We start from the raw sequence: 22,712 nt of genomic DNA, 5'->3' as shown, positions 1-22,712 counted from the left end.
TGCAGTAGAGCTGAGATGTGCGGTTCTAGCCTTGCCGGGTCTGCCGAGTCTAATGTTCCGCTACTGAACGCACGAACCCCGCGCCCCGATGGGCGCGGGGTTGTGACAGGGAACGCTACGCGCGGCCCGCGGACTTCTGCGTACGCCGCGAGACGGAGTCGATGACCACGGCGGCCAGCAGCACCGCACCGGTGATCATGAACTGGATCTCGCTCGCCATGCCCAGCATGTTCAGACCCTGCTGGATCGACTGGATGACCAGCATGCCGAGCAGCGCGGACCAGACCTTGCCGCGCCCGCCGAACAGGCTCGTGCCGCCGATGACCGCCGCGGCGATCACCATCATCAGGGTGTTGCCGCCGCCGAGGCTCTTCGTGGCGCCGCCGGAGAGGCTGGCGATGAAGAGGCCGCCGAACGCGGCGAGCATGCCGGAGATGGCGAAGACCGTGATCCGGATCCGGTCGACGTTGATGCCGGCCCGCCGCGCCGCCTCCGCGTTGCCGCCGACCGCGAAGACCTGGCGGCCGAAGGTGGTGCGGCGCGCCACGAAGTCCGCGATCACCAGGACGGCGAGGAAGAGCACCAGGGCCAGCGGCAGGCCGCGGGCGCCGGCCGGCTCGTTCAGCTCGTAGGCGGCACCGCCCGCGAGGACGGCGACGACGGCCGAGCGCAGCACGATCTCGCTGACCGGCCGCGACGGGAGCCCGGCGGCCTTGCGGCGCCGGCTGTCGAGGAGCAGGGAGCCCGCGTACGCGATGATCGCGACGCCCGCGAGGCCGTACGCGGCGATCTTCTCCGCGAAGAAGTGCCCGGTCAGGTCCTCGACGACACTGCCCTCGGGCGTGTTGATGCTGCCCTCGCCGCCCATCAGCCAGATCTGCAGACCGCTCCAGCCGAGGAAGCCGGCGAGGGTGACCACGAAGGCGGGCACGCCGATCTTGGCGAAGAAGAAGCCGTGCAGGGCGCCGATGACCAGGCCGGCCAGGATGGCGACGAGCACCGAGAGCCAGTCGTTCAGCTCGTGGGTGACGCTCAGCACGGCCCAGACCGCCGCGCCCATGCCGGCCACCGAGCCGACCGAGAGGTCGATCTCGCCGAGCAGCAGGACGAAGACGATGCCGACGGCCATGATGCCGAGGCCGGAGGTGAAGACCGCGATGTTCGCGAGGCTGCTCGCGTCCAGGAAGTGGTCGTTCTTCAGCTGGAAGATGATCGCGATGATGATCAGGCCGACGACGACGGGCAGCGAGCCGAGCTCACCGCCGCGCATCTTGCGCTTGAACTCGGTCCAGTAGCCGGCCAGGCCCTCCTCGCGGACGAGCAGGCGCGGGTCGACGGCGGCGCCGGGCGCGGCGGAGGCCGGCGCGTCGGTCGCGGTGCCCGAGGGGGCCTCGGAGGTCGTGGAGGTCTTGGGGGTCTTGGCGAGGTCGCTCACTTCGCGTCCTCCTTCGTCGCCGTGGCCGTGCGCGCCCTGCGGCGGGTGACGGCGTTGTCCGTGGCCCCGGTGATGGCGGCGATGATCTCTTCGTTGCTGGTGTCGGCGACGGAGAAGGTGCCGTTGTTGCGGCCGAGCCGCAGCACGGCGACGCGGTCCGCGACCGCCTTCACGTCGGCCATGTTGTGGCTGATGAGGATCACTCCGTGGCCGCGCTCGCGCAGCCGCTCGACGAGGTCGAGGACCTGGGCGGTCTGCTCGACGCCGAGGGCCGCGGTGGGCTCGTCGAGGATGACGATCTTGGGGTCGCCGACGAGTGCGCGGGCGATGGCGACGACCTGGCGCTGGCCGCCGGAGAGCGCCGCGACCGGGATGCGGACGCTGGGGATGCGGATGGAGAGCGTGTCGAGCAGCTCCTTGGCCCGCTTCTCCATCTTGATCTCGTCGAGGACGGAGGCCGTCTTCAGCTCGCTGCCGAGGAACAGGTTGGCGACGACGTCGAGGTTGTCGCAGAGGGCGAGGTCCTGGTAGACGGTGGCGACGCCGAGGTTCTGGGCGTCGTGCGGGCGTCCGATGCGGACCGGCCTGCCCTCCCACTCGATGGTGCCGTCGTCGATCGGGTGGACGCCCGAGATCGTCTTGACGAGCGTGGACTTTCCGGCGCCGTTGTCGCCGACGAGGGCGACCACCTCACCGGTGTGGATTTCGAGGTCTACGTCCGTGAGCGCCTGGACGGCGCCGAACCGCTTGGAGACCCCGCGCAACGCCAGCACGGGCGTAGCGGACACGTGAATCATCTCCTTCGCCGCCTGACCGGCGGGGAATGGTGGTGCAGCAAGGGCAGGTCCGGTGCCCGCCCCCCGTTTGCGGGGCGGTGTGATGGGACGAGCACCGGACCGGTACTGGAATGCCGTGCCGTACAGGGGCCCGGGAGCGCTCTCGCGCGCTCCGCGGGCCGCGTCTCGTACGAACGGATTTACCGCAAGCGGGAGTTACTTGATACCCGCGGCGTCGCACGCCTTCTTGTACTGGGCGGTGCAGATCTCGCTGACCTTGTACACCTTGTCCTTGATGAGCGTGTCCGCGACCTCGTCCTTGGTGATCGCCTGCGCGTCGTACAGCTTCGCCGGGATGCCCTTGAAGTCGCCGCTCAGCGAGTCGACCTTGCGGTCGGTGAGGGTGTCGATGCTCTTGCCCTTGAGCAGGTTCACGGCGATCTCGGCGGTGGTCTCCGCCTCCGGCCGGATCTGCTTGTAGATCGTGTAGTCCTGGTCGCCGCTCAGCAGGCGCTGCACGCCCGCGAGTTCGGCGTCCTGGCCACCGACGGGGACCTTGATGCCGCGCTGCTTGAGGGCGGTGATCACGCCGCCCGCCATGCCGTCGTTGGCGGCGTAGACGCCCTGGATGCCGTCCTTGCCGAGCTTGTCGATCGCGGAGGACATCTTCCGGTTCGCCTCGTCGGGCGACCAGTCCGGGATGTCCTGCTCGTACGCGATCTTCTTGACCTTCTTGTCGAGCACCGAGTGGGCGCCCTTCTTGAAGAAGGGGGCGTTCGGGTCGGTCGGCGAGCCGTTGATCATGACGACGTTGGCGTCCTTGGCCTCGGAGCCGAGCGCCTTGACCATGGCCCCGCCCTGGAGGCGGCCGATCTTCTCGTTGTCGTACGACACGTAGGCGGCGAGGGGGCCCTCGGCGAGGCGGTCGTACGCGACGACCTTGACGCCCTGCTTGTCGGCCTGCTTGACCCACGACTTGGTCGACTTGTAGTCGACCGCGTCCAGGATGATCACCTTGACGCCCTGGGTGACGAGGGCGTCGAACTGCTTCTTCTGGTTCTCGATGTCCTGAGCGGCGTTGTTGTACTTGACCTTGCAGTCCGAGCAGAGTTCCTTGATCTTCGCCTGCATGATGGGGCGGTCGAAGGTCTCGTAGCGCGTGGTCTTGTTCTCGGGGAGCAGCAGGCCGATGGTCTTGCCGTCGCCGCCGCTGCCCTTGTCGTCGTCGCCGTCTCCGGCCTTGCCACAGGCGGTCATGGCGAGTGCCATCGAAACCGCGGCCGTGCCTATGACGACGCGACGCGTCATTGCGTTCATGGTGGGGTGCCTCCCTGACGAGGCCGCGTCGTTGCGGCCGAGGTGGCTCGAAGTCAACTCGGCCGCCACACCAGCGTCAAGGAGTAAATCCTTAACGAGATGACAACGGTGCCATGCGTTATCTAAGTGAAGGCAGGTGCGGTCGCAGGCAGCGTTCCGTCCAAAAGGGTTGAATCCCCCATCTCGCTGAGCGCGAGGGCCAGCGCGCCGAGCACCTCCGCGCGGCCGCCGAGCGCTCCGGGCAGGACCGACAGCTGACGCGCGGCGCTCGGGATCGCGTACCGCCCGACGGACTCCCTGATCGGCCCGAGCACCAGCTCACCGGCCTCGGCGAGGTCGCCGCCGAGCACGACACGGGAGGGGTTGAGGAGGTTGCAGAGGTTCGCGACGCCGCTGCCGATGTGCCGCCCGACATCGGCGATCACGCGCCGGCAGCCGGGGTCGCCGTCGCGTGCGAGGCCGACCACCCGCTCCATGGTCAGGTCGGTGCCATGGCTCGACTGGAGGAGCGGCAGAACATAACGGGCGGCGGTGAAGGTCTCCAGGCAGCCGCGGTTGCCGCAGCGGCAGACCGGGCCCGACTCGTCGAGCGTGATGTGCCCGATCTCGCCGGCGGTGCCGCCGGGGCCGCGGTAGATCCGCCCGCTGATCACGAGCCCGGCGCCGACACCGCTCGCGACCTTGATGTACGCGAGGTCCTTGACCCCGCGGCCGCTCCCCCAGACCAGTTCGCCGAGCGCGCCGAGGTTGGCGTCGTTGTCGACCTGCACCGGCACGCCGAGGCGGCCGGCGAGCTCCTCCGCGGGCTTGGTGCCGGTCCAGCCCGGCAGGATCGACGTGGAGCCGAGGGTCCCGGACTCGACGTCGATGGGTCCGGGCACGCCGAGCCCCACTCCGGCGATCTTCGTACGGTCCACACCGGTGGCCGCGATCAGCCTGCTGACCAGTTGCTCGGCCCGGTCGAAGCCCTGTGCGGCGGACGCGTCCACGTCCAGCGGCTCGGACTCCTCGGCGAGCACCTGGTGGGCGAGGTTGCCGACCGCCACGCGCAGGTGCGTATGGCCGAAGTCGACGCCGATGACGATGCCCGCGTCACCGCTGAGCGAGACGCTGCGGGCCCGCCTGCCGCCGGCCGAGGTGGGCGTGACCTCGACCGTCCCGCCGTCCTTCAGCTCCCGGACGATGTTGGAGACCGTCGCGGCCGACAGGCCCGTCGTCCTCGCGATCTCCGCCTGCGTGAGCGATCCCGCGAGCCGCACCGCGCGCACGACCCGCTCGAGATTGGCCCGGTGCAGAGACGACTGCGACCCCGGAGTCTCCATTGACTCTCACCCTTTGCCCTCATTCGGGCGACCTGTGGTCCCCCGTGACACCGGCCTCTGGAACGGGTACCGGGCCATGTACAAGTTGTGAACTCCAAACTCCGCTGAAGGAGCTGCCGCAGTCAAGTCGTTGAGGGAAATCAGGAGTCGGCGGAGCTCTCCTTGCGCGGCTTGCCCCGCATGCGGGACACCGCGACACCGGACAGACAGAGGAGACCGCCGAGGAGCGCGAGCCAGCCCGGCACCTCACCGAGGAACAGCCACGACATGAGGATGACGAGCACCGGCACCGCGTAGGTCGTCGTGCCCATCTTCCCCGCGGTGCTGTGGGAGATGGCGTAGGCCCATGTACTGAACGCGAGGGCGGTCGGGAAGACGCCCAGATACACCACCTGGAGCGTCGCCGACATCGGGGCCCGGCCCGCCTCCGACACGAACTGCCCGACGAACGGCAGGCACGCCACCGCTCCGACGAGCGCGCCGAACGTCGTCACCTGGAGCGGTGTGGCGTGCTTCAGCGTCGGCTTCTGCAGCACCACGCCCACCGCGTACACCACCGCCGCGACCAGGCACAGCAGCACGCCGAGGAGGGAGGACGACCCGCCGCCGCCGGAGGTGGCGATGCCGACGACCACGGCCCCGGCGAACGAGACCGTCATGCCCGCCATCAGCTTGGGCGGGAAGCCCTCCTTGAGCAGCCAGCCGCCGAGGAGCGCCATCAGGATCGGCCCGACGTTGACGATCATGGAGGCCGTGCCGGCGTCCACCTCGCGCTCGCCCCAGTTCAGCGCGACCATGTACGCGCCGAACCAGAGGGCGCCCGACGCGGCGATGCCGAGCCAGGCCTCGCGGGGCGGGAACCCCTCGCGGCGGACCAGCAGGATGGCGCCGAGCACGAGGGACGCCACCGCGAGCCGGCCGAAGGCGAGGGCGCCGGGTCCGAAGTGTTCGCCGGAGCTGCGGATCGAGATGAACGACGAGGCCCACAGGACCACCGTGACGGAGGCGGCCGCGAGCACGCGACCGCCCACCCCCTTGTCCGCCGGCGCGGGACCACCGCTCGTCACCGGTGCCGCCGCTGGTATCGCTCCTGCTCGTGTTTCCGTCCGCCGGCTCATGATCGCGTCCTCCTGGACATCACAGGGTCTGGGCCAGGACAAGATCATCACGCGCGGACCGCGGGATTCCACCCGATTGCGTGTCGCCTACTTCACCGACCCCGCCGTCAACCCGCTCACCACATGCCTCTCGATGAACGCGAACAGCACGATGACCGGCACGATCGCCACGACGGACGCGGCGAAGAGGTAGTTCCACTGCACCGTGTAGTTGCCGATGAAGTTGTTGATGCCGACTGTCAGCGGCTGCTTGTCCGGTTCGGTGGTCAGGGTGAGGCCCATCACGAACTCGTTCCAGGACGTGATGAAGGTGAAGATCACGGCCGTGACGACGCCCGGCAGGGCGAGTGGCAGCGTCACCCTGATCATGGCGCCGAAGCGGCTGGTGCCGTCCACCATGGCGGCCTCCTCCAGCTCCGGCGGGATCGAGCTGATGTAGGCCGTCAGGATCCACACCGCGAAGGCGAGGTTGAACGCCGCGTTGGTGAGGATCAGCGTCCAGACCGAGTTGAGCATGTCCAGCTGGTGGAACTGGCGGTAGAGGCCGACCAGGAGCGCCGTGGGCTGGAACATCTGGGTGACGAGGACCAGGAGCAGGAAGAGCTTGCGGCCGCGGTAGCGCATGCGTGCCGTGTAGTAGGCGGCGGGGAGGGAGACGAGGAGGACCAGCAGGGTGGCGCCGCCCGCGACGAGCAGCGTCACCTGGAGGTTCTGGCCGAGCTCGGACTCCTTCCACACGTCGATGAAGTTGGCCCACTCCAGGTTCTGGGGCAGGTATGTGCGGTCGCGCAGCTCCTCCTTGGGGCGCAGCGCGGTGACGATCATCTCCAGGTACGGCGCGAGGAAGATCGCGGCGAGCAGCCACGCGCAGGCCGTGATGACCAGGGTGCGGGGCCGGAAGGCGCGCTTGGGTGTGCGGCCCTTCTTCGGCGCGGGGCGGGTCGCCGTCGCGGTGGCCATCAGTCCTCCTCGTTCCACCGGCTGACCTTCAGGAAGATCAGCACGAGCACCACGACCATCAGGAAGTTGACGACCGACATGGCCGCGGACTCGCCGATGTCGGTCTCCTTCAGCTTGTACATGAACACCATCGACGTGGAGGTGTCGTAGCCCGGGCCGCCCTGGGTCATGGCCCAGATGATCGGGAAGGAGTTGAAGACGTTGATGAGGTTGATGACGACGCCGACGAGGAAGGCGGGCCGCAGCATCGGGAGCGTGATGTGGCGGTACGTCTGCCAGGTCCCCGCCCCGTCGATGCGCGACGCCTCGTAGACGTCCTGCGGGATGGTCTGCAGACCCGCCAGGAGCGTGTACGTGGTGAAGGGCAGCGACACGAAGACGGCGACGGCCATCATCCACGGCCAGGCGGTCTCCGGCTTGCCGAGCCAGTCCTTGGAGCTGTCGATGAGGCCGAGGTCGAGCATCAGCGTGTTGAGCACACCCGCGGTCTGGTTGAGCATCCACTTGAAGCCGATGGCGGTCATCAGGACGGAGGCCGCCCAGGGCGCGATGAGTGCCCAGCGGGTGATGCGGCGGCCGGGGAACTTCTGGTTGAACAGCTGGGCGAGGGCGAGCGAGAGCAGCATCGTCGCGGTGACGACGACGAGCGTCCAGATCACGGTCCAGGTGAGGACGGCGCCGAAGTCGCTCTCCTCGAAGAGCTTCTTGAACTTGTCGGTCCCGGCGCTGCCGCGCACCTTGCCGGAGATGGAGATGTTGAGGAACGAGGTGCGGATCAGCTCGACGACGGGCCAGACGACCACGGCGAGGATCAGCAGGATGACGGGCGCTATCCAGGGCAGCGGGCCGAGCCGGGCCAGGCCGCTGCGGCGGCTCACCGGCCTGGGTGCGCGCCCGCCCCGTCCCCGGCCGGACCCGGCCGGGGGCGGAGGGGCCTTCAGCGACACGGAAACTCCTTTGTTCGGCGTCGGCCGCTACTTGGCGTCGGCCGCCGCCGACTCCGCCTTCTTCTGGAGGTCGCCGAGTATCTGCTTCGGGTCGTCGGAGACGGCCTTGCCGCCGGTCTTCTTCATCTCGGCGGAGACGAGGTCCCAGGAGGTGTCGCCCAGCGGGTAGAACTTCGCGTTCGGCAGCACCTCGAAGAACGGCTCCAGGTCCTTGTGCTTGCCGTTGGTCTGCATCTCCTTGAGCGCGTCCTGGGTGACGGGCATCAGGTTGTACATCTCGTCGAACGCCAGCATCTTCTTGGAGTACGTGAAGTCCAGGAACTTCTTGACGCCCTCCTTCTCCGCGCCGCCGTCCTTGAACGCCATCATCCAGTCGGCGACGCCGAGGGTGGACTCCAGCGGGCCCTCCTTGCCGGGGATGGGCGTGACGCCGTAGTCGACCTTGCCCCCCTTGGCCATCTGGATGAGGCTCGGGTGGCCGTTGAGCATGCCGACCTTGCCGGCCGCGAAGTCGGCGAAGGCCGTCTTGCGGTCGGTGGAGGCGGGGTTGGCGTAGGTGAGGCCGGGCTTGACCAGGTTGGTCTTGAGCCACTCGAAGGTCTCGACGTTCTGCGGGCTGTCGATGGTGTACTTGCCGTCCGCGTCGGTGTATCCGCCGCCGTTGCCGAGCTCCCACATCATCGTCTCGCCCTGGGTCTCCTCGGGGCCGAGGGGCAGGGCATAGGGGGTCTCGGCGGCCTTCTTGGCCTTGATCTTCTTCGCGGCGGCGGCGAGTTCGTCCCAGGTCTTCGGCGGAGACTTGATGCCGGCCTTCTTGAAGACGGACTTGTTGTAGAACATGACGCGGCTGGAGGAGACCCACGGGATGCCGTACTGGGTGCCGTCGACCTCGCCGGCCTTGGCGAAGCTGGGGATGAGGTTGTCGCGCGTCTTGGCGGACATCACCTCGTCCGCCTTGTAGAGCAGGTCGTCGGCGACCTTGTCGGCGTAGCCGCCGGTCTGGAGCAGGTCGGGCTCGTTGCCCGCCTGGATCATGTTCTTGACGGACTTGTCGATCTCGTTCCAGTTGATGACCTGGACGTCGACCTTGTAGCCCTTGTTGGCCGCCTCGAATTCCTTCTTGACCTCGGCCCAGTACACCTTCGAGGCGTTGGACGCCTTGTCCCCGTAGTCGGCGGCGACGAGCTTGATCGTCTTGCTGTCGCCGCTGTCGCTGTCGCCGCCGCAGGCGGTAAGTCCCAGCGCCATGGCGAGCGTTGCCGCGCCGGTGGCGACCATTCGGTTCCTCATGCTGTTTTCAACCCTTCGACATCGGTGTCGACTTGAGCGCTTCCAGTCGCCCCCCGCGGCGCCGTGGCGCAGACACTACTCACGGCCCGATTCGCCTCGACAGGCCTAGACCACTTTCGTGGCCAAGCTGAAATCACCTGCCTCACCTGGTCACTTGAGGGCTCCCGCCGTCAGACCGGCCTGTACCTGTCGCTGGAAGACGGCGTAGACGACGAGCACCGGGAGCATGGCGATGGTGAGGCCCGCGAAGAGCGCTCCCCAGTCGCCCCGGTAGCCCTGGGAGACGGCGAGCGAGGCGAGTCCCTGCGGCAGCACGTAGCTCTTCTCGTCCTCGTTGTTGAGCAGCAGCGGGAGCAGGTACTGGTTCCACTGGCCGAGGAAGTTGAAGATGCCGATGCTGACGAGGCCGGGCTTGGCCATGGGCAGCATGATCTGGAAGAAGGTGCGGGTGTGCGAGGCCCCGTCGACCATCGCCGCCTCCTGCACACCGGTCGGCAGCGTGCGGAAGAAGGAGGTCAGGAAGAAGGTGGTGAAGGGCAGTGAGTACGCGATGTACGCGATCATCAGCCCCGGCCGGGTGTCGAGGAGGCCGAAGTTCTCCATCACCGCGAAGAGCGGCACCAGGGCGAGGATGACGGGGAACATCATGCCGCCCGCGAACAGCATGAAGACGACGCGGTTGCCGGGGAAGGTGAAACGGGCGATGACGTAGGCCGCCATCGAGCCGAGCAGCATGGTGCCGGTCAGTGAACCGGCGAGGATGATCAGTGAGTTGAGGGTGTACTGGCCGATGTTGGCCTTGTTCCACGCGTTGGTGAAGTTCTCCCAGTGGAAGGAGGCCGGCCAGCCCATCGGGTCGCTGAGGATCTCGGCCGACGGGCGGAGCGCGGTGAGGGCGACCCAGATCAGGGGCCCGGCGGCGAGGATCACCCACAGGACGAGGAAGGCGTGCGAGAAGACGTTGAGGGTGGTGCCCGTCTCCTTCTCGCGGCGGGGCGCGTCGGTGGTGGCGGGGCGGGGCGCGGTGGTGGTCGTGGTGGTCATGATGCAGTGGCTCCCGCGGTCTCAGTATTCGATCCGGTCGCGGTTCCCGACCCGCATGACGATCAGGGAGAACGCCATGCTCAGGACGAGGAGGACCACGCCGATGGAGGTGGCGTAGCCGTACTGGCCGTCCCGGAACCGTTCGTAGAGGAAGACCGGGGTCACCTTCAGGACGTGCGGCGGCACCATGACCAGGCAGATGGCGAAGGTGTCGAGGGCCTGGATGCCCATGTAGATCCAGCCGGTGCGCACCGTGTCCCAGATCAGCGGGAGCGTGACGTTGAAGAAGGTGCGGGCGCGGCCGGCGCCGTCGAGCAGCGCCGCCTCGTAGATCTCCCTGGGGATCGCGCCCATCGCCGCGGAGAACAGCACGACGTAGAAGCCGACGAAGCTCCAGCTGATCACGGTGAGCAGCGCGACGAGGCCGAGCGTCTGGTCGCCGCCGAGCCAGGCGGGGCCGTCGACACCCACCTTGTCGAGGCCGCCGTTGATCAGGCCGCTGTTGGTGTTGAAGACGCGGCCCCACACCACGGCGATGATGGCGACGGACAGGACCTGCGGGAAGAAGTAGACGACCTTGTAGACCGAGGAGCCCGCGACGCCCGCGATGGCCTGTCCCCTGCGGTGCCGGCCACCCGAGGTGATCATGAAGGCGAAGAACATGCCGAGCACGAGCGTGACGACCGGGGCGATGACCAGGAGCAGGGTGCTGACCTGGAGCGAGTCCCAGAAGCGGTCGTCGTTCCACATCTTCTGGTAGTTGTCGAACCCGACGAAGTTCGCGACGGGGCCGCCGGACCAGTCGGTGAACGAGTAGTAGATCGCCTGGAGGAACGGCGAGATGACGAACAGCGCGTAGAACCCCAGCGGCACGGCCAGGAAGCCGACGATGAAGCGGTACTTGTCGAGCGTGCGGTAGCGCCGGTCGTAGCGGACGCGGCGGGGGGTGAAGCGGGGCGGCAGCAGCATCGCGAGACACAGCAGCGGCCAGTTGGCCGGGCGGGGCGGAGGTGTGGCCTCCGCCCGCTTCTTCGTCGGCTTCGGCGGTGGGGTGCCGGCCACCCGGGTGTCGGTCTTCACGCCGCTCAGGCCTTCTTGACCTTGGTGATGTCGGGGTCCTTGAGGATCCGCTGGGAGGCCTTCTCCATGGTCTCCATGGCCTGCTTGGTGCCGATCTGGCCCTGCATGAACTTGTGGATCATGTTGTTGAAGTCCTCGCGGAACAGTTCGTTGTACCAGTCGTAGAACTTGGGGATCACCACGTTCTCCCCTGCGGCCTTGATCGCCGCCTGCGCGCTCGCCGCGCCCGAGGGAAGCTCGAGGCCGTCGATGGCGCCCTTCACGACCGGCATCGAGCCGATCTCCTTGAAGAGGTTGAGCGCGGCCTCCTTGCTGTACATCATCCGCAGCCACTCCAGGCCGCCCTGCCGGTTCTTGGCCTTGGCGGGGACGATGAAGGGCTCACCGGCCGGGGCGAAGAGGGTGCCGAACGGCATCTTGTCGCCGGAGTCCAGGGAGGGCGTCGCGCCCACCGTCATCCGGAAGTCCTTCGGCGTGGTGTCCTTGGCCTCGTTCTCCACCCAGGAGCCGTTGGGCACGAAGAGGCACTTGCCCTCCTTCGTCCACGCGGTCTGCATCTCGGTGTGCGCCTCGGTGCCGTCGAAGCCGGTCAGCACGTACTTCTTGGCGACCAGTTCCTCCCAGGCCTCGAAGACGTCCTTGACCGCGTCGTGCTTCCAGGCGCCCGGCTCCAGGTAGTCCATGGCGGTGGTGACCTCGCGGCCGCCGCGCTGGGCGAACATCGCGTACATGCTGAAGAACATGTAGCGCGGGTGGCCGCCGGGGTAGCTCCAGCCGTGGATGCCCTTGGCCTTGGCCTTCTTGCAGACGGCGAGCATCTCGTCCCAGGTCTTGGGATACGAGGAGTCGAGCCCGTCCTCCAGGAGCTTCTTGGAGTACCAGTTGCCGTACACCGTCAGCGCGATGTTCAGGCTGTAGCACTCCCGGCCGCCGAAGCGGCCCATCTCCTCGACGATCGGCACCAGGGTCTCGCGCACGGTGACGTCCGGATCGTCCCAGGAGGGGGCGTCAAGGACCTCGCTGAGGTCGGCGACCTGCTTGTTGTGCACCAGCTTGCCGGGGTTCATCTGGTCGGCGCCGCTGTTGTTGACGACGTCCGCCGTGGGCTTGCCCCGGACGATCTTCGGCTGGACCTGGGTGGCGATCTTCTCGGTGGACTTCTGCTCGGCGTCGGACTTCGGGTACTTCTTGGCGTACATGTCCGTGACGAACTGGGCGTACTTGTCGCCGTATCCGCCGTTGAAGATGTAGACCGAGAGGCCCGCGTCCTCCTTGACCCCGAGCGGGTTCTTCTTGGACTTCGTGCCCTTCTCGGCCTTGTTCTCCTCGCCGCCTCCGCTGGCGCAGGAGCTGAGCGCCCCCACGGCCGGCACCGCGAGCAGCCCGGCTGCCGCCGCCCTCTTCATGACATCACGACGGTTGACGCTGGTGGATCCCATGCTCAAGTCCTCGCCTTCTCCAGGACTCAGGCGGTGAACCGGACCCTCCCCGGCACCGCGGTGGTGTGAAGCTGGGGTCGTGCGCCGGGTTCTCCCACCGGCCAGGGCAGTTGACGTCGGACGCGGACAGGTATAGTCCACTCGCGGTCGGGTGGGCAAGATCGAATACGACTTTGCCCGGCAGCCTTGTCCGAGTTGAGACCTGCGACGATCCCCGGTCGAACCTCTCGCACATCACCGTCCGAAAGCGTGGACTTTCGCGCCGGTTTCCATGGACTTTCCCTCGGGTCACCCGAGTGGCCGGGTGCGGGGCGCGGCCGTGCTCGGGGACGTGCCGCGGCCGCGCTCAGGAACGTGCCGCGTTCCGCCGGGAGCGGGACCGCTCACGACGCGCCCGGTCCACGAGGTCGGCTGCCGCCGGCGGCCAGGCACCGTGGTCGAAGCGGAACCCGGCCTCCGTCAGCCGGCCGGGCACCACCCTCCGGCTCTTCAGGAGGAGTTCTGTGTCGGAGCGCAGCGCGAAGGCGCCGAGCCCGGCCATCCAGCGCGTCGCGGGCAGCCCGACCGGCATGCCCCAGGCGCCGCGCAGCACGCGCATCAACTCCCGCTGCGGCAGCGGGCCGGGGGCCGCGAGATTGACCGCACCGGTGATGTCGTCCCGGTCGATCAGGAACTCCACGGCGCGGACGAAGTCACGGTCGTGGATCCAGGACACGTACTGGTTGCCGCCCGCGACCGGTCCGCCGAGGCCGAGCCTGGCCAGCCACAGCAGGTAGTCGAAGACGCCGCCGCGGTCGGGGCTCATCACCATCGCCGACCGCAGGGCCACCTTGCGCGTCCGCGGCGTCGCGGCCCGCTCCTGCTCCCGCTCCCAGTTCCGCGCGATCTCGACGCTGTACGCCCAGTAGCCGGGGACGCCGGGCTCGGCCCCGCCGATCACACCGGTGGCCTCGTCGTTGGGCGCGTCGAAACGGTGGGCGTAGATCGTCGCCGTGCTCATCTGGAGCCAGACCCGGGGCGGCTTCCTGGCAGCGGCGATCGCCTCGCCGACCACGCGTGCAGAGTCCACACGCGAGTCCATCATGGCGCGGAGGTTCTCGTCGGTGTAGCGGCAACTGACGCTGCGGCCCGCGAGGTTGATCACAACATCACTGCCGTCGACCGCCTCCGTCCAGGGGCCGGGCGTCCGGCCGTCCCACCGGACTTCCCCGTCCCGCACCGGACGTCGGGTCAGGACCACGACCTCGTGTCCTGCGGCGGTCAGCGCGCGCCGCAGCACGCCGCCCACCTGGCCGGTCCCTCCCGGCAGCACGATCTTCACTGGCCCTCCCCTGACGCCGATGCCGTACGGCGAGCGTACGACGGGTCCATATCCGCTGCCCCGTCAGCACCCTTGACACCACTTGACACTTGCCGCCCTACTAGACCTTGCGCAGCGATCGTGACAACGTTGTCCAACTCGCAAGGAGGGGCTCGGGGATGCCGTACTCGGCACGCAACACCGCACGCAGATCCCGCTACAGACACCATCGTCCGGCAGTCGTCATCGGCGCGCCGGCGCTCGCGCTCGCGGTCGTCGTGGCCGCTCAGGGCGCCGCCGTCGCCGAGCCCGAGCGGCCGCCCCGTGCGGAGCGGGAGTTCGCCTCGTCCTTCGAGGCGGGCGAGGCCCTGCCGGACTGGCTGAGCACCGTCGAGACGGGTCCCGACGGCAAGAAGAAGGCGTCCGGGGTGAACGGCGAGTTCAGTTCCGGGCTCCCGGGCAGTGTGAACGACCACGTCACCGAGGTCCGGGCGAGCGGCGAGAACACCGGCTCCGGCGAGGTCGCCGCGAACCTCGTCGACGGCGAGGCGACCAGCAAATGGCTGACGTTCGCCAAGGACGGCTGGGTCGAGTTCGAGCTGGACCGCCCCGCCAAGGCCGTGACGTACGCGCTGACCTCCGCCAACGACCACGCGCCGCGCGACCCGAAGGACTGGACCCTCAAGGGTTCGACGGACGGCAAGGAGTGGAAGGTCCTCGACGAGCGCAAGGGCGAGACCTTCGACGGCCGGCACAAGACGAAGAAGTACGACTTTCAGAACGCGACGGCGTACGCGCACTACCGCCTCGACGTCACCGCGAACAACGGCGCCGCGGACGCCCTTCAGCTCGCCGACCTCCAGCTGTCGGTGGGCGGCACGGAGGCCCCCGCGCCCGAGGACATGCTGAGCCTGGTGGACCGCGGGCCCAGCGGCTCCCCCACCGCCAAGTCCCGTGCCGGGTTCACGGGGAAGCAGGCGCTGCGGTACGCGGGCAGCCACAAGGTGGCCGGGCGCGGCTATTCGTACAACAAGGTCTTCGACGTCGACGTCAAGGTGCGCCGGAACACCGAGCTCGGCTACCGCGTCTTCCCCTCGATGGCCGAGGGCGACCTCGACTATCAGGCGACGAACGTCTCCGTGGACCTCGCCTTCACCGACGGCACGTATCTCAGCGACCTGAGCGCCGTCGACCAGCACGGCTTCCCGCTGACCCCGCAGGGCCAGGGCGCGTCCAAGGCGCTCTACGTGAACCAGTGGAACAACGTCGAGGCGCGCATCGGGCGGGTCGCGGGCGGCAAGACGGTCGACCGGATCCTGCTGGCGTACGACGCCCCGAAGGGGCCCGCGAAGTTCCGCGGCTGGCTCGACGACGTGTCGTTGAAGGAGAAGGCCCCGGCGAAGCCGAAGGCGCACCCCTCCGACTACGCCGACACGACGCGCGGCACCAACTCCAGCGGCGGCTTCTCGCGCGGCAACACCTTCCCGGCCACCGCGGTCCCGCACGGCTTCAACTTCTGGACACCGGTGACCAACGCGGGCTCCCTGAGCTGGCTGTACGACTACGCGCGCGGCAACAACGACGACAACCTGCCGACGATCCAGGCGTTCAGCGCGAGCCACGAGCCGAGCCCGTGGATGGGTGACCGGCAGACCTTCCAGCTGATGCCGTCCGTCGACAAGGACACGCCGAGCGCGTCCCGCACCAAGCGGGCGCTGCCCCTCAGGCACGAGAAGGAGACGGCGCGCCCGCACCACTACGGCGTGACGTTCGAGAACGGCCTGAAGGCCGAGATGGCGCCGACCGACCACGCGGCGATGATGCGGTTCACCTATCCCGGTGACGACGCGAGCGTCATCTTCGACAATGTCTCGGAGAAGGGCGGACTCACCCTCGACAAGGAGAAGGGGATCGTCTCCGGCTTCTCCGACGTCAAGTCCGGCCTGTCCACGGGCGCGACGCGGCTCTTCGTGTACGGCGTCTTCGACTCCCCCGTCACCGCGGGCGGCAAGCTGGAGGGCGGCGGTGGCGGCGACGTCACGGGCTATCTGCGCTTCCGGCCCGGCAAGGACCGCACGGTCAACCTGCGGCTCGCGACATCCCTCATCAGCCTGGACCAGGCGAAGGCCAACCTCGCCCAGGAGATCCCGTCCGGCACCTCCTTCGACCGCGTCAAGGACCGGGCCCAGAAGCAGTGGGACGACATCCTCGGCAAGGTGGAGGTCGAGGGCGCGAGCGAGAGCCAGCGCACGAGCCTGTACTCTAGTCTCTACCGCCTGTACCTGTACCCCAACTCCGGCTTCGAGAAGGTGCGGTCGGCGGGCGGCAAGACCACGTACAAGTACGCCTCCCCGTTCTCGCCGCAGACCGGGCCCGACACCCCGACCCACACGGGCGCGAAGATCGTCGAGGGCAAGCCGTACGTCAACAACGGGTTCTGGGACACGTACCGCACGACGTGGCCCGCCTACTCCCTGCTCACTCCGAAGAAGGCGGGTGAGCTGGTCGACGGCTTCGTGCAGCAGTACAAGGACGGCGGCTGGACCTCGCGCTGGTCCTCGCCCGGTTACGCGGACCTGATGACGGGCACGTCGTCGGACGTGGCGTTCGCCGACGCGTACGTGAAGGGCGTGAAGTTCGACGCGAAGGCCGCGTACGAGGCCGCGCTGAAGAACGCGACGGTCGTCCCGCCGAGTGCGGGCGTCGGCCGCAAGGGCATGAAGACGTCGCCGTTCCTCGGCTATACGCCGAGCGAAACCCACGAGGGCCTGTCGTGGGCGCTGGAGGGCTACCTCAACGACTACGGCATCTCCCGCATGGGCGCCGCCCTTTACAAGAAGACGGGTGAGAAGCGCTACAAGGACGAGTCGGAGTACTTCCTCAACCGCGCCCGCGACTACGTGCACCTCTTCGACGACAAGGCGGCCGGGGCGGGCACGCCGCCCGGCTTCTTCCAGGGCAAGGACGCGAAGGGCGTCTGGCGGGTGCCTTCGGAGAAGTTCGACCCGCGCGTGTGGGGCCACGACTACACCGAGACCAACGCCTGGGGGTACGCCTTCACCGCCCCGCAGGACTCGCGCGGCCTGGCGAACCTGTACGGCGGCCGCAAGGAACTCGGCACCAAGCTCGACACGTACTTCGCCACTCCGGAGACCGGCTCCGCCGAGTTCGCGGGGTCCTACGGAGGCGTCATCCATGAGATGACCGAGGCACGTGACGTACGCATGGGCATGTACGGCCACTCCAACCAGGTCGCCCACCACGCCGCGTACATGTACGACGCGGCCGGGCAGCCGTGGAAGACGCAGGAGAAGGTCCGCGAGGTCCTCCGCCGCCTCTACACCGGCAGCGAGATAGGGCAGGGCTACCACGGCGACGAGGACAACGGCGAGCAGTCGGCCTGGTACCTCTTCTCGTCGCTCGGCTTCTATCCGCTGGTCATGGGCAGCGGCGAATACGCCATCGGCTCGCCGCAGTTCACGAAGATGACCGTGCACCTGGACAACGGCCGCGACCTCGTCGTCAAGGCGCCGAAGAACAGCGCGGAGAACGTGTACGTGCAGGGGCTCAAGGTCAACGGCAAGGCGTGGAAGTCGACGGCGCTCCCCCACGAGATCGTCGCGCGCGGCGGGGTCCTGGAGTTCGACATGGGCCCGAAGCCGTCGGCGTGGGGCAGCGGCAAGAACGCCCAGCCCGTGTCGATCACGCAGGACGACAAGGTGCCGTCACCGCGGAAGGATGCCCTCAAGGGTGAGGGCGCGCTCTTCGACGACACGTCGGCCACGGACGCCACGTCGGCCGCGGGCTCGGCGATAGACCTGCCGGCGGCCAAGGGGACGAAGGCGGTCCAGTACACCCTGACGTCGTCCGCCGACCGGGCGAAGGCGCCGCGCGGCTGGGTGCTCCAGGGCTCGAAGGACGGCGAGACCTGGAAGCGGCTGGACAAGCGGTCCGGTGAGTCCTTCGCCTGGGACCGGCAGACCCGGGTCTTCACGGTCGCCAGGCCGGGCACGTACGACCACTACCGGCTGGTGCCGGACGGCTCCGCGACGCTGGCGGAGGTGGAACTGCTCCGCTGATCCGACGGAAGGTCGTCGGCGCGGGGAGGGGCATGGCGCGGGGACGGGTGTGGCGCGGTCGCGTTCACCCCGTCCCCGCGCTTCCGTTCTACGACGACGGGGACTTCGTGGCGGAGGTCACCTGGCAGGAGTAGACGAGCCGGTCGTTGGTGCTGTGCGAGGCGTGCACCGTGACGGAGCGGTCGCCGCCCGAGGTGACCGTCACCGTCTCGAACCGGGAGCCGATGCTCCGGCTCGCGACGGCGGAGTTGGCGGACTCGCCGACCTTGAACTCCACCGTGAAGTTGTACCGGTAGGCGAAGTCGGACGACGCGTTCTGGATGTCGACGTCGTAGCTGATCCGCCCGGCGGAGCGCTCGTACCGGCAGTTTTCGCCGATCACCTCGCTGAGCGCGTCCGCGTTGTACGAGGGCTGCGCGGTGGGAGTGGAGGTGCTGCCGCCGTAGCCGCCGCCGTAGCTGCCTCCGGAGGAGGTGCCGGGGTCGCTGGGCAGCCCGCTCGGCGGGCTCAGCGTGAGCGACGGACTCGGCATGCTCGGCATGGAGGGCGCCGAGGGCATGTCGCCGCCGAGGCCGCCGAAGGCCTTGTCGTTCGGATTGTCGGTGCAGCCGGTGAGCACGGCTATGGCGGCGAGAGCGAGAGTGGCGGCGCCGACGGCGCGACGGACACGCATGTGATGATCCCCCGAAAACAGAATGCGCAGATTGTCTGACAATGCGAACGGTTGCTTGAAGGGCGAAGAGCCCGGGGCAGGCTACCGGATCGCGCCATGTTGGTACTTTGGGCGCCGCCCGCGCACACCTGCGCGGGGATCGCATTCACCATCGGGGGAAACGGCAACATGAACCAGCCCTGGCAGCCACAGCAGCCACAGCCGCCGCAGCACAACCCGTACGGGCAGCAGCCCGGGCAGCCGCAGCCGGGGTACGGCTATCCGGCCGCCCCGTACCAGCAGCAGCCGATGCAGCCCATGCAGCCGATGCAGCCCGGCCACCCCTACCCCTTCGCCCCCGGTTTCCCGCCGCCCGGCGGCGGCGCGAAGCCCGGCAAGGCGTTCTTCCTCGGCCTGCTCGTCGCGGGAGGCCTCGGGCTCGTCTACGCGGGCATCCTGCTCGCCTCCAACGAAGATCTGTCACAGGGCGGCCTCCAGGCCAGCTATCTGGCCGTCGCCGCCGTGCTCGCGGTGACCGTCGGAGCCGTCGTGGGCCGCACCGGCGGCCGTGACGCCGGACCGCACATCTGGGCCGCGATCCTCGCCGCGCTGGGCGCGTACTTCGGCGTCGCCAACGGCTATGTGTTCACCATCCTCGACGCCGGCGGCACCGACCTGCTCGAAGCGGTGCTGGAACACGAGCCCATGGCCCCGCACAAGTTCTGGTGGGAGCGCCTGGAGAACGGTGTCGCCCTCGCGGGCCTCGCCGTGGCCGCGGGGGGCGCCTTCGGCGTGGCCCACATGGTCAGCAAGAAGCAGCCGCACTAGACGAAATGAGTCCTGCGTCTTCAGGGGGCGAGGACATGTCGGAGAGCGTTCTGGGCCGTGCCGTCTTCGGACCACTTGGTGGGATCATCGAGATCGGCGCGGTCGCCGCGACCGGGACCTGGTCGCTCGCGGACGTCTCCGTGGGCGAGTTCGTGTCGGAGCGTCGGGACGACGTGACGCGTCTCCTGGAGACGATCCGGGACGTCGGTGACTTCACGGAGCCGGTCATGGCGATCTTCGATGAACTGGGTTACGCGAGGGATCACGCCGTGGCGGCGCCGTCCCTGCTGCTGTGGTCCTCCGGCTACGAAGAGGTGTCGTCCCGGCTCGAAGATCCCGTCGCGGTGCGGCGGATGAGCCGCCTGGGTGCTGATCTGCAGCTGACCCGGCTTCTCCAGGCGCTGGTCGACGCAGCGATCGCGCGCGGCCCCGAGGTCGCGCGGGGCGCGGAATTGATCGCCGAGGCGTTGCGGATCGCGACCGGGCTGGTCGTGGGGGCGTCGGACAGCGACGCGGCCGCCCGGCGGGAGGTGTTCAGGATGTGGCGGGTCGCTTTCCTGGCTGATCTCCTGCTGCCCGATTCACCTGCTCGCCCGGAGGCGCGAACGCGCTACCGCGAGTACGGGCACGCGCTGGAGGGCATGCTCGGGAACTGACGCCGGTATTGATCTCGAACCAGACGATCTTGCCCGGGTCGCGCTCCGTCACGCCCCACTTGTCCGTGAGCGCGGCGACCAGCAGCAGGCCTCGCCCCGACTCGTCGTCGGCGTCGTCGTCCTCGATGCCGCCGCATCGGGGCCAGCCGCCGCCGCTGTCGTGCACCTCGACGCGGAGTACGCCGTCGGCGTGCTTCAGGTGCAGCCGGAATCCCCGCCCCGGCGGGACGCCGTGCAGCAGGGCGTTGGTCGCCAGCTCGCTGACGCAGAGCGTCACATCGTCCGCGCGCTCGCCGTCGATCCCCCAGTCGACGAGGGCGGCGGCGGCGAACGCGCGGGCCGCCGGGATGGACTGGCGTTCGCGCCGGTAGAAACTTTCTCGGTTCACGCGACGAGTGTCACCCTCCGTGGCCATGATGGAGCACTGCGTGAACCCGTACAGCTGGTATGTACGGGTTCACTGTGTGAAGGCACGGCTTCTGTTGGGGAGTTGAACCGTATGAGCAGCCCAAAGCGACGGTCACGGTCACGCAGGAACGCGTCGGCGATGAAGATGGTGGGCGCGCTGCTCGCCGTCCACCGGGAGGCGGCCGGCTACACACAGCGGGCGCTGGCCAAGCAGTTGCTCATCAGCGAGGAGCTGATCGCCTCCATCGAGCAGGGGCGGCGTCCCCTGAAGATGGACCTGGCGGTCCAGCTGGACGATTTCCTCGGCACGAACCGGACGTTGCAGACGGCGGTCGAGCACATGCCGGAGGTGGACCTGGTCCCGAGGTGGGCGGAGGAGTACCTGGATTGCGAGCGCGAGGCGATCGCCATCTCCGTGTACGAGAGCCTGCTCGTGCCTGGGCAATTGCAGACTGAGGGGTACGCACGGGCGGTGTTCAGCAGTCGGGTCCCCGTGTACGACGAGGACGAGATCGAACAGCACGTGACAACCCGGATCGAGCGCCAGGCAATTCTGCATCGGAAGGTTCCGCCGACAACGAGTTTCGTGATCTGGGAAGCGGCACTGCGAGATCGCCTCGGCGGTCAGGAGGTGTACTACGAGCAGCTCCGCCACCTGCGCGAGTACGCCGAACTCCCTGGCCTCGCCCTGCAGATCCTGCCTCTCGGACGCACTACTCACGCCGGGCTCAACGGCCCCTTCGTCCTACTGGAGACACCTGACCACCAGAGGCTGGCGTACACCGAAACCCAACGTGGCAGCCGCCTCATCGCTGATCCAGACGAGGTAGCGATCCTGGCGCAGAAATATGCGATGCTGCGGACACAGGCCCGGAACTCCGAGGACACCAGGGACCTGTTGGACCGACTGCTAGGAGAGCAATGAGCGGCAGCACCGCGCTTGAGTGGTTCAAGTCCAGCTACAGCGGCGATGAAGGCGGCCAGTGCCTGGAGATCGCGTACGCTTGGCGCAAGTCCAGCTACAGCGGCAGCGACGGCGGCGAGTGCCTCGAAATCGCCGCCCACCCCACCGCCGTACACGTCCGTGACTCCAAGAATCCGGACGGCCCGCACTTCACGGTGGCCCCGGACGCCTGGACCTCCTTCCTGACCCTCTCCCAAGATCGCACCTGAACTTGATGCCAAGAACGACCACAGCTGTCGCGGCCGCGACGGCCGCCCTCATCGCACTCACCGGGTGCGGCTCCGACAAGGCGAAGACGGCGGGCGGCGGCGGAGACGCCGAGGTCGTCGGCAAGGCCATCCGGACGACCCTCGCCCAGGACTACCTCAGCTCGACCCGCCGGATGAAGACGGAGGGGACGACGGTGCTGCGCACGGCGGTGGGCGGCGACAAGGCGGTGTGCGAGGCGCATGCCCGAAAGGGCCGCGCCTCGCTCGACTTCGTCGTCACCTCGTCCGCGTTCTACTCGCGAGGCAGCAAGGAAGCGCTTGAGCTGTCGCCCGAAGCCGCCGAGGAACCGGGGCAGGTGGAGGTGATGGCCGACCGCTGGGTGCAGCGCGGCACGGACGCCACCTCGGCCATGCGCACCATGTGCGAGGTGAAGACACGGCGGGCGTGGCTGGAGGAACGTATGCCCTCCCTGGACGAACTCGCCGAGCTCACCCCGACGCGACGGTCGGAGACCCTTCAGGGGCGGCCCGCCACCAAGATCTCGTACAAGGTGGACGAAGGGCTCCTGGAGTTCCACATCGCCGCCAAGGGCACACCCTTCCTCCTGCGGGTCACGCATCCGGCCAAGGACCTCGACGAGACGTACAGCGACTTCGGGAAGCCCTTCCGCGTGGCCGCACCGTCGGGCGCCGTCACGGAAGACGCGATGGCGGAAGAGGTCCTCGCGGCCCAGTGACCCGCGCCGGGGCTCAGGCCCGGGTCTGTGCGGCCGGTTCCTCGACCGGACCTGGTGGCCGGAAAGCGCTCCGTCTGCGGGCCCACCCCTAAGGGGTCCGTCTGCACCCTGCGGAGCACGTGCCGCTTGGCCGCACGGTGGATGTGCGGGG

General features: G+C 68.5%; 19 protein-coding genes. 5 read left to right on the top strand and 14 right to left on the bottom strand.

The genetic code is table 11. From position 1 onward, the window contains the following. Positions 1–115 precede the first annotated feature (115 nt). The 12 genes from ACZ56E_RS15405 to ACZ56E_RS15350 all read right to left on the bottom strand — a co-directional run bounded on the left by ACZ56E_RS15405 (position 116) and on the right by ACZ56E_RS15350 (position 14,049). On the bottom strand, positions 116–1,435 hold the full coding sequence (locus ACZ56E_RS15405) for a sugar ABC transporter permease (protein WP_471214408.1): 1,320 nt from the start codon (positions 1,433–1,435) through the stop codon (positions 116–118). After that, a complete protein-coding gene (locus ACZ56E_RS15400; protein WP_468602536.1) occupies positions 1,432–2,232 on the bottom strand; it encodes an ATP-binding cassette domain-containing protein in 801 nt (266 codons plus the stop codon). The genes ACZ56E_RS15405 and ACZ56E_RS15400 overlap by 4 nt, the downstream gene beginning before the upstream one ends. 195 nt (positions 2,233–2,427) lie before the next feature. Further along, positions 2,428–3,528, bottom strand: a complete 1,101-nt coding sequence (locus ACZ56E_RS15395) for a substrate-binding domain-containing protein (protein WP_471214406.1) — start codon at positions 3,526–3,528, stop codon at positions 2,428–2,430. Between the two features lie 122 nt (positions 3,529–3,650). Continuing rightward, a complete protein-coding gene (locus ACZ56E_RS15390; RefSeq protein WP_468602540.1) occupies positions 3,651–4,850 on the bottom strand; it encodes an ROK family transcriptional regulator in 1,200 nt (399 codons plus the stop codon). 140 nt (positions 4,851–4,990) lie between these two features. Next, a complete protein-coding gene (locus ACZ56E_RS15385) occupies positions 4,991–5,968 on the bottom strand; it encodes a DMT family transporter (RefSeq protein WP_471214405.1) in 978 nt (325 codons plus the stop codon). 87 nt (positions 5,969–6,055) lie between these two features. Then, entirely contained in the window at positions 6,056–6,928 is an 873-nt protein-coding gene (locus ACZ56E_RS15380) for a carbohydrate ABC transporter permease (RefSeq protein ID WP_468602550.1), read from the bottom strand. Next, the gene (locus tag ACZ56E_RS15375) at positions 6,928–7,875 is read right to left on the bottom strand and encodes a carbohydrate ABC transporter permease (protein ID WP_471214404.1); all 948 of its coding nucleotides are present in this window, start codon (positions 7,873–7,875) and stop codon (positions 6,928–6,930) included. Before ACZ56E_RS15375 ends, ACZ56E_RS15380 begins: the two co-directional genes overlap by 1 nt. 27 nt (positions 7,876–7,902) lie before the next feature. Continuing rightward, complete coding sequence (locus ACZ56E_RS15370; protein ID WP_471214403.1) at positions 7,903–9,165, bottom strand: extracellular solute-binding protein; 1,263 nt, start codon at positions 9,163–9,165, stop codon at positions 7,903–7,905. Between the two features lie 150 nt (positions 9,166–9,315). Beyond that, positions 9,316–10,209, bottom strand: coding sequence for a carbohydrate ABC transporter permease (locus tag ACZ56E_RS15365; RefSeq protein WP_468602556.1), 894 nt, complete (start codon positions 10,207–10,209; stop codon positions 9,316–9,318). A 21-nt stretch (positions 10,210–10,230) separates the two neighbouring features. Further along, the gene (locus ACZ56E_RS15360) at positions 10,231–11,178 is read right to left on the bottom strand and encodes a carbohydrate ABC transporter permease (protein WP_471214818.1); all 948 of its coding nucleotides are present in this window, start codon (positions 11,176–11,178) and stop codon (positions 10,231–10,233) included. A gap of 116 nt (positions 11,179–11,294) precedes the next feature. After that, positions 11,295–12,728: an N-acetylglucosamine/diacetylchitobiose ABC transporter substrate-binding protein gene (ngcE, locus tag ACZ56E_RS15355; protein ID WP_471214401.1), complete on the bottom strand. Its 1,434-nt coding sequence runs from the start codon at positions 12,726–12,728 to the stop codon at positions 11,295–11,297. Positions 12,729–13,074: 346 nt separating this feature from the next. After that, complete coding sequence (locus ACZ56E_RS15350) at positions 13,075–14,049, bottom strand: epimerase (RefSeq protein WP_471214400.1); 975 nt, start codon at positions 14,047–14,049, stop codon at positions 13,075–13,077. A gap of 158 nt (positions 14,050–14,207) precedes the next feature. On the opposite strand from ACZ56E_RS15350, the gene ACZ56E_RS15345 reads away from it, so the two are divergent. Continuing rightward, positions 14,208–18,107, top strand: coding sequence for a GH92 family glycosyl hydrolase (locus ACZ56E_RS15345; RefSeq protein ID WP_471214399.1), 3,900 nt, complete (start codon positions 14,208–14,210; stop codon positions 18,105–18,107). A gap of 88 nt (positions 18,108–18,195) precedes the next feature. Here the strand turns inward: ACZ56E_RS15345 and ACZ56E_RS15340 are convergent, their stop codons facing one another. Next, positions 18,196–18,780, bottom strand: a complete 585-nt coding sequence (locus ACZ56E_RS15340) for a hypothetical protein (protein ID WP_468602564.1) — start codon at positions 18,778–18,780, stop codon at positions 18,196–18,198. A gap of 168 nt (positions 18,781–18,948) precedes the next feature. On the opposite strand from ACZ56E_RS15340, the gene ACZ56E_RS15335 reads away from it, so the two are divergent. Then, a complete protein-coding gene (locus tag ACZ56E_RS15335) occupies positions 18,949–19,587 on the top strand; it encodes a hypothetical protein (RefSeq protein ID WP_471214397.1) in 639 nt (212 codons plus the stop codon). 534 nt (positions 19,588–20,121) lie between these two features. Here ACZ56E_RS15335 and ACZ56E_RS15330 read toward each other — a convergent pair. Continuing rightward, positions 20,122–20,658: an ATP-binding protein gene (locus ACZ56E_RS15330; RefSeq protein WP_471214396.1), complete on the bottom strand. Its 537-nt coding sequence runs from the start codon at positions 20,656–20,658 to the stop codon at positions 20,122–20,124. A gap of 132 nt (positions 20,659–20,790) precedes the next feature. On the opposite strand from ACZ56E_RS15330, the gene ACZ56E_RS15325 reads away from it, so the two are divergent. From ACZ56E_RS15325 to ACZ56E_RS15315, 3 genes are read left to right on the top strand one after another with little or no spacing between them, the layout of a single operon-like run. After that, positions 20,791–21,576: a helix-turn-helix domain-containing protein gene (locus ACZ56E_RS15325; protein ID WP_471214395.1), complete on the top strand. Its 786-nt coding sequence runs from the start codon at positions 20,791–20,793 to the stop codon at positions 21,574–21,576. Then, entirely contained in the window at positions 21,573–21,824 is a 252-nt protein-coding gene (locus ACZ56E_RS15320) for a DUF397 domain-containing protein (RefSeq protein ID WP_471214393.1), read from the top strand. The genes ACZ56E_RS15325 and ACZ56E_RS15320 overlap by 4 nt, the downstream gene beginning before the upstream one ends. Before the next feature lie 5 nt (positions 21,825–21,829). Beyond that, positions 21,830–22,561 (top strand): hypothetical protein, encoded by a 732-nt coding sequence (locus ACZ56E_RS15315; RefSeq protein ID WP_471214392.1) that lies wholly within the window; start codon positions 21,830–21,832, stop codon positions 22,559–22,561. The last annotated feature ends 151 nt before the right edge of the window (positions 22,562–22,712 follow it).

Source organism: Streptomyces sp. NPDC039480 (genome assembly GCF_055597165.1).
Note: the sequence above shows the minus strand (reverse complement) of the source record. Positions and strands in the feature narration are given on the sequence as shown.